This window comes from Marinobacter sp. (assembly GCF_041595835.1).
Taxonomy (GTDB): Bacteria; Pseudomonadota; Gammaproteobacteria; order Pseudomonadales; family Oleiphilaceae; genus Marinobacter.
Window position 1 is genome coordinate 1 of record NZ_JBFHJO010000060.1, and the last position, 11,685, is coordinate 11,685.

Annotated in this window: 12 protein-coding genes; 10 read left to right on the forward strand and 2 right to left on the reverse strand. The window is 53.6% G+C overall.

Going from position 1 to position 11,685, the window contains the following annotated elements; all coding sequences use genetic code 11:
• Positions 1-1,256: tetratricopeptide repeat protein (locus ABYA77_RS13510; RefSeq protein WP_372966499.1), on the reverse strand; the 1,256-nt coding region annotated here is incomplete at its 3' end.
• A 243-nt stretch (positions 1,257-1,499) separates the two neighbouring features.
• Between ABYA77_RS13510 and hemA the strand changes: the two genes are divergently transcribed.
• The 4 genes from hemA to ABYA77_RS13530 are packed head-to-tail and all read left to right on the forward strand — an operon-like array spanning position 1,500 to position 5,478.
• The gene (gene hemA, locus ABYA77_RS13515; RefSeq protein ID WP_372966500.1) at positions 1,500-2,789 is read left to right on the forward strand and encodes a glutamyl-tRNA reductase; all 1,290 of its coding nucleotides are present in this window, start codon (positions 1,500-1,502) and stop codon (positions 2,787-2,789) included.
• Positions 2,786-3,871 carry a peptide chain release factor 1 gene (gene prfA / locus ABYA77_RS13520; RefSeq protein WP_372966501.1) on the forward strand — a complete coding sequence of 362 codons (1,086 nt, stop codon included), beginning with the start codon at positions 2,786-2,788 and terminating at the stop codon, positions 3,869-3,871. The genes hemA and prfA overlap by 4 nt, the downstream gene beginning before the upstream one ends.
• A 7-nt stretch (positions 3,872-3,878) precedes the next feature.
• Positions 3,879-4,715 (forward strand): peptide chain release factor N(5)-glutamine methyltransferase, encoded by an 837-nt coding sequence (gene prmC / locus ABYA77_RS13525; protein WP_372966502.1) that lies wholly within the window; start codon positions 3,879-3,881, stop codon positions 4,713-4,715.
• A 16-nt stretch (positions 4,716-4,731) separates the two neighbouring features.
• Positions 4,732-5,478 (forward strand): ThiF family adenylyltransferase, encoded by a 747-nt coding sequence (locus ABYA77_RS13530; RefSeq protein ID WP_372966503.1) that lies wholly within the window; start codon positions 4,732-4,734, stop codon positions 5,476-5,478.
• Between the two features lie 61 nt (positions 5,479-5,539).
• Here ABYA77_RS13530 and phrB read toward each other — a convergent pair whose 3' ends face one another.
• Positions 5,540-6,931: a deoxyribodipyrimidine photo-lyase gene (gene phrB, locus ABYA77_RS13535; protein ID WP_372966504.1), complete on the reverse strand. Its 1,392-nt coding sequence runs from the start codon at positions 6,929-6,931 to the stop codon at positions 5,540-5,542.
• 137 nt (positions 6,932-7,068) lie between these two features.
• Here phrB and ABYA77_RS13540 point away from each other — a divergent pair, with 137 nt between their 5' ends.
• The 6 genes from ABYA77_RS13540 to ABYA77_RS13565 are packed head-to-tail and all read left to right on the forward strand — an operon-like array spanning position 7,069 to position 11,684.
• Complete coding sequence (locus ABYA77_RS13540; RefSeq protein WP_372966505.1) at positions 7,069-7,881, forward strand: hypothetical protein; 813 nt, start codon at positions 7,069-7,071, stop codon at positions 7,879-7,881.
• 34 nt (positions 7,882-7,915) lie between these two features.
• Positions 7,916-8,800: a mechanosensitive ion channel family protein gene (locus ABYA77_RS13545; protein ID WP_372966510.1), complete on the forward strand. Its 885-nt coding sequence runs from the start codon at positions 7,916-7,918 to the stop codon at positions 8,798-8,800.
• The gene (locus ABYA77_RS13550; protein WP_372966506.1) at positions 8,772-9,263 is read left to right on the forward strand and encodes an ATP-dependent zinc protease; all 492 of its coding nucleotides are present in this window, start codon (positions 8,772-8,774) and stop codon (positions 9,261-9,263) included. Before ABYA77_RS13545 ends, ABYA77_RS13550 begins: the two co-directional genes overlap by 29 nt.
• Positions 9,264-9,265: 2 nt before the next feature.
• Positions 9,266-10,171, forward strand: a complete 906-nt coding sequence (rimK, locus tag ABYA77_RS13555) for a 30S ribosomal protein S6--L-glutamate ligase (RefSeq protein ID WP_372966507.1) — start codon at positions 9,266-9,268, stop codon at positions 10,169-10,171.
• A 5-nt stretch (positions 10,172-10,176) separates the two neighbouring features.
• A complete protein-coding gene (locus ABYA77_RS13560) occupies positions 10,177-11,244 on the forward strand; it encodes a succinylglutamate desuccinylase/aspartoacylase family protein (protein WP_372966508.1) in 1,068 nt (355 codons plus the stop codon).
• 14 nt (positions 11,245-11,258) lie between these two features.
• Positions 11,259-11,684, forward strand: coding sequence for a secondary thiamine-phosphate synthase enzyme YjbQ (locus tag ABYA77_RS13565; RefSeq protein WP_372966509.1), 426 nt, complete (start codon positions 11,259-11,261; stop codon positions 11,682-11,684).
• Position 11,685: the final 1 nt, after the last annotated feature.

Genomic DNA, 11,685 nt, shown 5'->3' on the forward strand with positions numbered 1-11,685 from the left:
ATCAGTGCTTGTGGTTTTTTATCCTGATCAATCAGTAAGTTGACTTCAAGCAGCCAGAGTTTCTCTGCTTGGTCCGGATTGTTTGCTCTCAGTGACTGAAGGTAGGTTACGGCCTCGTCCAGTTCTCCTGCCTGAGCCTGCAGTTCACTGGCACGGGCCAGGGCCGGGAAGAAGTAGTTACCGCTTTCCACGCTTTGATAGTAGCCAATTGCCTGTATGGTGTTTTCGGCATCTTCTTCAATCCGGCCCAGATAATAGCTTGCTTCGTTGGTGTGATGCCCTTGTTCGAGCAGTCGTGTGAGCTCGTTGCGAGCTAAATCGGGATTTTGATTTTCCAGGGCGACCAGAGCATAGGACAGCCTGAGCCCCGGGGTGTCGGGGTAGCGTTTTACCAGTCGCTCGAACTCATCCTGTGCCGCTTGTAGTTTTTTCTCGTTGACGAGCATGCGGCCATACAGGGTGCCCATTTGCCGGTTATCGGGAAAGTGCCGTGTGTTTTTCGTCAGATAGTTCAGGGCGTTCTTCTTCTGGTTCGTCTGGTAAAGAAGGTCGCCCTTGAGGATGATGGCTGGCTGGAAGTTCGGTTCTTTTATAAGAAGGTCTTCCAATCTGGCCAGGGCATCATCCGGCGCTCCGGTAATTTTCATCAGCAAGGCGATGCTGTATTCCAGATCGGGTGTGTTCGGGTGGCGTTCAGCAAGACGCAGATACAGTGACAGCAGTTCTTGTTGCTGGGCGGACGGGAGTCTCGACGCAATGGCGGCCAGGCTGTCAAAGTCAGCGTCTTCTCCCTGGTCCATTATTTTTTCCATGTGGAAAAGCGTGGTTTCCAGATCTTGCCGTTTTACCGCCTGAATCGCGGCCACTCTGTGGGCCTGAACGTTTTCCGGTGATTTCGTCAGCCACAGTTCGGCCAGTTGCTGCTGGGCGTTATCTGCGTTGAGGGTTTGGGCAATGCGCATGGCCCGCTCAATAACGCCATCATCTTTTGAGGTTTTTGCAGCCTGTAGGTAATTAACCAGGGTGACATCATACCGGCCCCGTTGTGCGGCAATTTCAGCGGAAAGCAGCTGGTAAAGTACTTCGGGCTGGAAGTCTGCGTATTCGATTTCTGTTCGCTTTGCTTCCGGGGTATCCGACGGCTGAGTTTCCGCGACAGGTTGGGCTGATGGCCCTGAAAGGCTGGAACAGCCGGACAAAGCGGCGATGGTAAGTCCCAGCAGACAGGTGGCCAGGTATGGTGCGTTTTTTTGCATGCAACTTCCTGTGAGCTCTAGGCTGTGTTTCAGTAGAACCGTTCTTTGCCCGGAAATTGAGGCAGATCGGTATGTGGCTTAAGCCGATCGTCTATAATGGCATAAGCGCTTGAACTTGCCCAACCTTGCCCAACATGTCCGCAGTTGCCGAAGACAGAGTGTTTTCAGGTGGCAGGCTCGGGAATGGGTCGGTAGAATGAGAGCTGGTTATCTTTCACTGGACTAAGGTGTTTTGACCTCACAATGGCATTGCTGACACTGGGAATAAATCACCGTACTGCGCCCGTGGAGATCCGCGAGCGGGTAGCGTTCACGCCTGAGCGGATGGCAGAGGCCTTTTCCGAACTGCGGGTGGCGACGGGGACCAGTGAAGCGGCCATCCTGTCCACGTGCAACCGAACCGAGCTATACCTGGCTGGCGATGACGACTGTGCGCCGGCGGTTCTGCGTTGGCTGGCGGGGTTCCATGAGCTGGACGTAGCCGACCTCGAAAACGTGATTTATGTGCATCGGGATTCCGATGCGGTGCGCCATATGATGCGTGTGGCGGCCGGCCTCGATTCAATGGTGTTGGGTGAACCGCAGATTCTCGGGCAGCTAAAAGATGCTTATGCCCTGTCTCGTGAGCACAACGCAACAGGGTCGTTCCTTTCGCGGCTGTTCGAGCACACTTTTTCCGTAGCCAAACGCGTTCGGACTCAAACGGCTATCGGTGAAAACCCGGTTTCTGTTGCCTATGCGTCTGTCAGCATGGCGCATCACATCTTTGCTGACATGTCCCGTAACAAGGCGCTGCTGATTGGTGCGGGTAAAACCATCGAACTGGTATCTCGTCATCTGGCTGATGCCGGAGTGCGGCAGTTTCTGGTGGCAAACCGCACGTTGGAACGGGCACAAGCGCTGGCCGAAACTCACGGTGGTAAAGGCATCTTGCTGTCGGAAATTCCGGACCACCTGGCCGACGTAGACATTGTTATTTCTTCAACCGCCAGCCCGCTACCTATTTTAGGCAAGGGGGCCGTTGAGCGCGCACTGAAAAAGCGTAAACATCGTCCGTATTTTATGGTTGATATTGCGGTTCCCCGGGATATTGAGCCGGAAGTCAGTTCGCTGGCGGACGTATACCTTTATACCGTTGATGACCTGCGTCAGGTTATTGAAGAAAATATCCGTTCCCGGGAGGGCGCTGCCAGGGAAGCTGAAAACCTGATTGCCAGTGGTGTTCAGGATTTTCTTGACCAGTTACGGGCCCTGGATGCCGTTTCCACGCTTAAAGTGTTCCGGACGCGCGCGGAGCTTCTGCGCGATGCTGAAACAGAGAAAGCCCTCAGGGCATTGCGTAATGGTGCCGACCCGGAAACGGCTCTCCGTAGCCTTGCCCGCGGCCTTACCAACAAACTTCTGCACCAACCTTCCGTTCAGGTGCGTAAAGCCATGGCTGAGGGGCGTACGGAAGTTACCGATTGTCTCCGGGAGCTTTATCAGCTGGATGCTTTGGATGCTGACGAGCCTGCCACCACGGAAAAACTATGAAGCCATCGATTGAATCCCGCCTCGAACAGTTGGTAGAGCGGTTCGAAGAGGTGGGCGCGCTGTTAAGTGACGCCTCCGTTATTGCTAATCAGGACAAGTTCCGGGATTTATCCAAAGAGTACTCAGAAATTGAGCCAGTGGTGAAATGTTTTCAGGCCTGGCAGCAATCTCTTGAAGATATTGATGAAGCAAAAGAGCTGGCGAAGGATGGTGATGCCGATATGCGGGCCATGGCTGAGGAAGAGCTGGCCGGTGCGCAAGCCAGAAGTGAAGAGTTGGATGCTGAGCTTCAACGGCTGATGCTGCCCAAAGATCCTAACGATACCAAGAACGTATTTCTGGAGGTGCGTGCGGGCACGGGTGGTGATGAAGCTGCCATTTTTGCGGGCGATCTGTTCCGGATGTATTCCCGCTACGCTGAGAAACGGCGCTGGCAGGTTGAAATACTGAGCGAAAACGAAGGCGAGCATGGCGGTTACAAAGAGGTGATTGCCCGGCTTTCCGGTGATGGCGTTTATGGTGCTCTGAAGTTTGAATCCGGTGCGCACCGGGTTCAGCGAGTGCCTGAAACTGAATCCCAGGGCCGTATTCATACCTCTGCATGCACGGTGGCAGTTATCCCGGAAGCAGATGAGACCGAAGCCATTGAAATCAACAAAGCCGATTTGCGGGTTGATACTTTTCGGGCCTCTGGTGCCGGTGGTCAGCACGTTAACAAAACTGATTCGGCCATCCGGATCACCCATTTGCCCTCAGGCCTTGTGGTGGAATGTCAGGAAGAGCGTTCTCAGCACAAAAACCGAGCTAAGGCCATGAGCTTGCTAGCTTCCCGGTTGAAGAATGTTGAGCAGGAAAAACAACAGCAAAGTATGGCTGAAACCCGTAAAAGTCTGGTGGGTAGTGGCGACCGCTCTGAGCGCATTCGCACCTACAATTTTCCACAGGGCCGGGTTACCGATCACCGCATTAACCTGACGCTGTATAAGCTGGATGAGGTGGTGGGGGGCGACCTGGATGCGGTTGTTGTGCCGCTGCAACAGGAACATCAGGCCGAATTGCTGGCCGAACTCTCCCAGGACTAGTAAGCCCTTGCTGACCTGCGAAACCCTTATTCAAAAAGCCGTAGCCAGAATTGGTGGCGATTCACCTAAACTGGATGCGGAGTTATTGCTGAGCCACGTTACCGGGCTGAGTCGCACCAGCTTCCGGGCCTGGCCAGAGCGAGGCGTATCGGCGGAACAAGCCCAACAGTTTTTTGCTTTGGTGGCAGAGCGGGTTAACGGCAAGCCCATTGCTTACCTGCTTGGCCGGCAGGAATTCTGGTCACTGCCCCTGAAGGTGTCTCCCTCTACCTTGATTCCCCGCCCAGACACAGAATGTCTGGTGGAGGTTGCCTTATCGATAGCGTTGCCTGAAACGGCAACAGTGCTTGACCTGGGAACCGGTACAGGCGCTATTGCTCTTGCCCTTGCGAGTGAAAAGCCGGATTGGCAGATCATGGCCAGCGACCGTATTTCCGAGGCCGTAGAGTTGGCCCGTGAAAACAGCCAAAGGCTGGGGGTTCCCATTACGGTGGTGCAGAGCCACTGGTTTGATCAAATTCCTGAGGGCACTTTCGATCTGCTCATCTCCAACCCACCTTATATTGCGGCCAGCGATCGCCACCTCAGCGAAGGCGACGTTCGTTTCGAGCCTTCATCTGCATTGGTGGCCGGAGATGATGGGCTGGATGACATACGCCTGCTGGTCATCCAGGGTTTGAATAGGTTGAATGCTGGCGGTTGGATGTTGCTGGAACATGGATATGACCAAGGCGAGGCCGTGAGGGATTTGTTTGCTTCGGCCGGATGGCTCAACATAGAAACCCGAAAAGATTACGGCGGCAACGACCGAATGACCTTTGCCCAAACGCCTGCCGGCAAATAATTGCGAGACCAACTCCATGTTCAGTGATGACGAACTGCTCCGATACAGCCGCCAGATACTGATCCCCCAGTTCGATATTGCCGGCCAGCAAACGCTGAAAGATGCGCGGGTGCTGATACTCGGTTCCGGCGGATTGGGCTGCCCGGTCGCACTCTATCTGGGTGCGGCGGGAGTCGGCCAACTGACACTGGTGGATGATGATCAGATTGAACTGGCCAACCTGCAACGTCAAATAGGCTTCGAACAGAAATGGCTGGGCGATTCGAAAGCTGAACGTCTTGCTGAACGGGTGCGGGCCATTAATCCTGACATTACTGTTCACGCGGTTAATTGCAGAATGGATGGTGACAACCTGCAATCGCTGGTGTCAGAAGCGACACTGGTGCTGGACTGTACAGACAACTTCAGCACCCGCTTTGCTCTTAACCGGGCTTCCGTAGCCTCCGGTGTACCCTTGGTTTCGGGCGCAGCGATTCGTGGTGAAGGTCAGCTATCCGTCTACGACCCGCGACGCTCTGATAGCCCCTGCTATCACTGTTTATATCCCGAGCAAGGCAACGACGATCTGACCTGTTCTGAGGCCGGTGTGATCGCGCCCTTGGTGGGCATGATCGGTTCTGCTCAGGCTATGGAAGCGATAAAGGTTATCTCTGGTGTGGGAACCCCTCTTGTCGGCCGCCTGTTGATTCTGGATGCCTGGCAAATGCAATGGCGAGAAATGAAGCTATTAAAAGACCCAGATTGTCCCGTGTGTTCGGTCTGACAACAAAAGTAGGGCAGGGCTGGGGCCGCGCTGACCGGTATTGTCTGCCGGGAGCGGAAATTCAGTCCTTCAAAGCCTGAAACCGGGCAATCGCCTCCTTCCTGCTTTCTTTGAGGTCCACGATTGGCCGGGGATAACCTTCAGGAACAACGCCACCTTTAGACGGATGATGAATCCGCTTGTTATCCAGCTTTGCCAATTCCGGTACCCAGCGCCGGATAAACTCACCTTTCGGATCAAACCGCTCGCTCTGAGTGACCGGATTAAATACCCGGAAATAAGGCGCAGCATCTGTACCTGTGGATGCGCTCCACTGCCAGCCGCCATTGTTAGAGGCCAGAAAGCCATCTACCAGGTTCTGCATGAACCAGGCTTCTCCTAAACGCCAATCAATGAACAGGTTCTTAGATAGAAACATCGCAGTAATCATACGCAAACGGTTGTGCATCCAGCCTGTAGCTTTCAGTTGGCGCATGGCCGCATCAACAATCGGGATACCTGTCTGGCCTTCCTTCCACGCTTCAAAGTGTTCGCCTGGCTCATTCCATTTCAGAGCTTCTGTTTCTGGCTTAAAGGCACGGTGCATGCTTAAACGTGGGTAGTGATAAAGAATGTTGATGTAAAAATCCCGCCAGGCAATTTCGTTGATCCAGGTTGCAATGCCCTCGCCAGAATAGCCGGTTTGCTGAGCCGCAATCAGGCATTGCCGGCCGGATAACACGCCGTTCGCTAAGTAGGGAGAGAGCTGGCTGGTGCCATCGAGCGAGGGAAAGTCCCGATGGTCTTTATAGTGAGAGGCTCTCTCAGTCAGAAACGTTTCCAGCTGGTCGTGGGCTGCGTGCTCACCGATGGCGAACAGAGGTTCTGGAGCATCCTTAAATGGCGAGGGTAATGTTTCCGTCAGCTCGGGGGTGACTTCCGGCCCCACGGCTGCGGGAGCTGGGTAAAGGGTCGGCTGATTTTCATCCAGCCAGACCCGCCAACGCCTGGAAAATGGGGTGAACACAGAATATGGCTCATTCTTCTGAGTCAGAATCTGGCCGACCGGGGCTACGGTCTGATCTCGGTATTTGCTCACCTGCACTTCAAGTTCTGTCAGCCGCTCCCAAACCAGCTTGTCTCGTTTTCGTTCGTTGATGCCATACTCTTCATTGAAGTACAGACGCCGGATCTGGTGTAGTCGGCAGTGTTGTTCCAGGGCTTTAATGCCAGAGCTGAAGGTGTCAGCGTGGAGAAAGGTTAAAGTGATACCCAGCTTCGCCAACGTTTTTGAGAGGCTATTGGCGTGTTCCAGCATGAACTGAACCCGCGCTGCCGACCAGTCGTGCTCCTGCCACTGCTGAGGTGTCACGATAAAGCAGGCTGTTACGGGGTGCCCGGTTTTGCAGGCGGACGTCAGAGCCGCGTTGTCAGCAATGCGGAGGTCATTTCGAAACCAGACCAGTTCTGTCATGAGCGGGTTTTCCTCAGGCCGTGGCGTAGGGGTAATTACAGGCGGAAAATCATTAACTTATATATTCGCTGGTATCACTGGATTGGATTATAGTTAAGCAGTAAATACGGCGATGAGAAAGGAGTGTTTTCACCAGCATGTCAGAGCACACTGAAAGCCCCCGCGATGGTGTTTGGGCGCACTCCTATCAACTGGTTTCCGGCCAGACGCAACAGCATCAGCTGGGCCATACTCAGCTATGGGTGACATTGCTCGACCTTGAGTGGCAGGTTCGGGAACAAACAACCGCCAAGGGAGGGGATCCTGAAAGCTGGCATGAGTCGATAGGCCATACCTTACCGTCAGCCGACGTGAATGTGCAGCGCTTTGTGCGCTCGAAAGACAATGGCGTTGTTCATTTCTATCCGGCCATGGCGAAGTTGCCAACGGTTATTCGCCCCTTCCAGCCTTTGACCATTCCAGCCGGAGCGCGCTGTATTCTTTATGTGGGAACAACCTTGTGGATGAAGGTCTGTGTAGGCCAGGCTCTTACGGAACTCACAGAAATACCTTTGGCACCGCCCTCGTTAACCTGGCTGGGCAGAAATACCCGGGAGGGGGAGCTGTGTTATGCCTCCTCAACCTATGGCCGACTGGCACTGGAAGCGGTTCCTAAACGGCCATGGCGGGCGGTGACTCCGGTGACCATTATTAATGAAAGGGAAAAACCGCTGTTGTTAGAGCGGTTCAGCTTACCTACACCGTTTCTGGGGATTTATCGAAACGAGCGAGGGCAACTCTGGACCTCGGGTGTAACGGTGAAGTGTGAAACCGATATGAGTTCAGCCAGCCTGCATATTGACCATGCAGTTATTGCTGAAGCCGGTCTATGTGAGGCTATCGCACCGCCTCGGGAAAAACTGGCCCGAGGCCGGAGGTTAGTCCGTGCCTTTGATCATATCTTTGGCTGATCACCACGACAGGAGTGTTTCTTTGTTTGACACCATGCAAGCGACGATAGGGCAGGTAGCCAGCGGAATAGCCTGGGGACAGTGGTTTTCTGCCGGATTTCTGTTGGTGCTGGGCATTGTTCTCGGTACTTTGGTATCCCGCAGTATGAGCCGTTTGGTAGAGACCAGAGTCTCTCGGCACCATCAGATTATGATTCGCCGGTTGTTCTTTTATCTGGTGTTCTTATTGTTTGCAGTGGCCGCGCTGCGCGAAGCCGGCTTCTCTCTGGAAGTGGTGTTGGGGGCGGCTGGTATTCTGACGGTAGCCATCGGTTTTGCCTCCCAGACATCGGCGTCGAACATCATCAGTGGCTTATTTCTGGTGATGGAGAAGCCCTTTGAGATTGGTGATGTTATTGATGTGGATGCCACCGTCGGAGAAGTGGTGGCTATTGATCTGCTGAGTGTAAAGCTCCGTACACCCGATAATCTTTATGTCCGTATTCCAAATGAAACCCTGATAAAAACCCGAGTGGTAAACCGTTCGCGCTTTCCCATTCGCCGGGTTGATCTGATCCTTGGCATTGCCTACGCCGAAGATGTTGAACGAGTCAGCGACATGTTGCTGGAACTGGCCAAAGAGAATGCGGTTTCTCTGGAAGAGCCCAAATCCTTCGTGCAGGTGACGGGTTTTGGTGCATCCTCTGTAGATTTGCAGTTTTCTTTTTGGGTTCCCAAAGATAAGTATTTTGAAGGTCGCAGCAGCATGATGATCGCCGTTAAAAAACTGCTGGATAAACAGGGTATTGAAATACCATTTCCCCACGCCAGCATTTATGCCGGCAGTCATTCCGAGCCATTCCGGGTGCAGCTGTTAGCTCCGGAACAACAAAAAGATAAGGATTTCCCGGATGCCAACGAACGCGATGGAAGAAATTAAAACCACGGATCCTATCCCGGCTGATCACAAAGTCCGGCTTGGGTGGCGAGAGTGGGTGGGGTTGCCCGACTTAGGCATTGCCCGGATGAAGGTCAAGGTCGACACGGGCGCCCGAACCTCATGCCTGCATACGTTTCGAACAGAACCATACACGGAAAAGGGTGAACGCCGGGTGAAGTTCTGGGTACACCCTGTACAGAACGATATGCAAAAGGTGGTTGAGTGTGATGCCAAAGTGCTGGATGAACGAACCGTATCTGATTCTGGCGGTCACAAAGAATTACGGCTGGTGATTGAAACTACCCTGACTGTGGGGGATCAAAGCTGGCCTATTGAAATGACATTGACCAACCGGGACTCAATGAGATTCCGGATGCTGCTGGGGCGTACCGCTATGTCGGGCCGCGCTCTTGTCTACCCTGAAGCTTCTTACCTTGCCGGTGAGCCGGCACCAAGGACTTGAGCATGAAAATTGCGGTACTGTCGCGAAACCGTCACCTCTACTCTACACGACGTTTAGTAGAGGAAGGCATCAACCGTGGCCATGAAGTGAAGGTGATTGACTGCCTTCACTGTTCCATGAACATCACCTCAGCTAGCCCGAAGATTCACTACCATGAAGAGGTTCTGGAGAACTTCGACGTTGTGATCCCCCGGATCGGTGCCTCGGTTACCTTTTATGGCACGGCAGTCTTGCGCCAGTTCGAAATGATGGGGGTATTTCCGGTGAACGAGTCTGTCGCCATTACCCGCTCCCGGGACAAATTGCGGTCACTGCAACTGTTAGCTCGTAAAGGTGTAGGCATGCCGGTAACAGGTTTCGCCAACAAACCGGATAACGTGCCCGAACTTCTGAAAATGGTGGGCGGAGCGCCCGTAGTCATCAAATTACTACAGGGTACCCAGGGGATCGGTGTGGTGCTGGCGGAAACCCGAAAAGCAGCAGAAAGTGTGATCGAAGCCTTTATGGGCCTGAAAGCAGATATTCTGGTTCAGGAATTTATCAAAGAGGCTGGCGGTGCAGACATTCGCTGTTTCGTGATTGGCGATAAAGTTATCGCCGCCATGAAGCGACAAGGCGCAGAAGGCGAATTCCGCTCCAACCTGCACCGGGGTGGTACTGCGTCTTTGATTCGGATTACGCCTGAAGAAAGGCGTACGGCAGTTATTGCGGCCAGGGCGATGGGGCTGAACGTGGCAGGTGTTGATTTGTTGCGCTCCAGTCGTGGGCCGCTGGTGATGGAAGTAAATTCATCCCCAGGCCTCGAAGGTATAGAGAATGCCACCGGAAAAAACGTTGCCGGTATGATCATTAACTGGACCGAGAAAAACTACAGCCCGCAGAAAACAAAAACCCGGGGTAAAGGTTGAAGCCGATGGCAAGAGCCCCGTTTGAAATTGCCGGTGTAGAGATAAAAGCCGGCACCCGGGAAACCGTGAATGTTCAGGTAGCAAAGTTGTATACCCATACGCCTCTGCACATCCCGGTGGAGGTTGTGCACGGCCGCCGTGATGGCCCGGTATTGATGGTTTGTGGTGCTATCCATGGTGATGAGATTAACGGTGTGGAGATTATTCGGCGAGTGCTGAAAAACTCAGCTCTCAGGCACCTGCGTGGCACTTTGGTGGCGGTACCCATCGTTAATATTTTTGGGTTTGTACAGCGCACCCGTTACCTGCCTGACCGGCGAGATCTGAACCGCTGCTTCCCGGGGTCAGAGACGGGTTCCCTGGGTGGCCGTATCGCATACCTGCTGCGTACTTTGATCATGGAAAAGGTCACCCATATTATCGATTTGCACACGGGGGCCATTCATCGCTTCAACTTGCCACAGATACGGGCTGAACTTAAAAACCCGGAAACCGCACGCATGGCGGAAGCCTTTGGAGCACCCATTATTATCAATGCCGGTTTGCGGGACGGTAGCCTGCGAGCCTACGCAGATTCACTGGACATTCCTGTCATCACCTTCGAAGGTGGCGAAGCCCTGCGTTTTGACGATGTGGTGATTGCCAGTGGCGTAAAAGGCATTATCCGGGTGATGCGTGAACTGGAAATGGTACCCGCCAAAAAAGGCCCGAAAGCACCGAAAAAACGTTCGGAAACTGCCGCCAACTCGCAATGGGTGAGAGCTGATATAGACGGCATCATGCGCCCGGTGGCTCGTTTGGGGCAGAAAGTTCGTAAAGGACAAAAGCTGGCCATGGTGGCAGACCCCTTCGGAGAAACCGAGGTGGCAATTACCTCACCCTGCTCAGGTATTGTCATTTGTGTGAACAACTTGCCGCTGGTGAATGAAGGCGAGGCGATCTATCACATCGCCCGCTTTGATGAACTGGGCGAAGCAGAGAAAGCCATGGACTACTTCCGCAGTTCCTTTGAGGGCGAAGTGACGGAAGACCCGGCCGTACCGGTTCATCCATGGGATGACCTGCAGAAATAATTTGTGGAGAAAATATGATCTGGCACCAGAACGTTATTGAGTTAGCACCTTACCCCCGGGGGTTTAACCTGGTTACCCAGGACATTCTCGCTCAAGCACCGGAGTTGACCAACTGCGAAGTGGGTTTGCTGAACCTGTTCATACAGCATACGTCTGCTTCTCTGGCCATCAATGAAAATGCTGACCCGGACGTACGCGGTGACCTGGAGCGCCACTTCAATATCATGGTGCCGGAAAATGCCAGCTACTATGAACACACGCTGGAAGGGCCAGACGACACCACGTCTCATATCAAGAACGTGATCATTGGCCCATCACTGACCATCCCTATTACCCATGGCAAGCTGGCATTGGGTGTTTGGCAGGGGATCTACCTTTGTGAACACCGGAACAACGCAGGTGGACGCAGGATTGTGGCTACTGTGCAGGGGCGGTGGTAAA

Bases quoted from the DNA above. Each gene is read 5' to 3' on its own strand.
- hemA (WP_372966500.1), top strand. From the start codon at position 1,500: ATGGCATTGCTGACACTGGGAATAAATCACCGTACTGCGCCCGTGGAG.
- prfA (WP_372966501.1), top strand. From the start codon at position 2,786: ATGAAGCCATCGATTGAATCCCGCCTCGAACAGTTGGTAGAGCGGTTC.
- ABYA77_RS13530 (WP_372966503.1), top strand. From the start codon at position 4,732: ATGTTCAGTGATGACGAACTGCTCCGATACAGCCGCCAGATACTGATC.
- phrB (WP_372966504.1), bottom strand. From the start codon at position 6,931: ATGACAGAACTGGTCTGGTTTCGAAATGACCTCCGCATTGCTGACAAC.
- ABYA77_RS13540 (WP_372966505.1), top strand. From the start codon at position 7,069: ATGTCAGAGCACACTGAAAGCCCCCGCGATGGTGTTTGGGCGCACTCC.
- ABYA77_RS13545 (WP_372966510.1), top strand. From the start codon at position 7,916: ATGCAAGCGACGATAGGGCAGGTAGCCAGCGGAATAGCCTGGGGACAG.
- ABYA77_RS13550 (WP_372966506.1), top strand. From the start codon at position 8,772: ATGCCAACGAACGCGATGGAAGAAATTAAAACCACGGATCCTATCCCG.
- rimK (WP_372966507.1), top strand. From the start codon at position 9,266: ATGAAAATTGCGGTACTGTCGCGAAACCGTCACCTCTACTCTACACGA.
- ABYA77_RS13560 (WP_372966508.1), top strand. From the start codon at position 10,177: ATGGCAAGAGCCCCGTTTGAAATTGCCGGTGTAGAGATAAAAGCCGGC.
- ABYA77_RS13565 (WP_372966509.1), top strand. From the start codon at position 11,259: ATGATCTGGCACCAGAACGTTATTGAGTTAGCACCTTACCCCCGGGGG.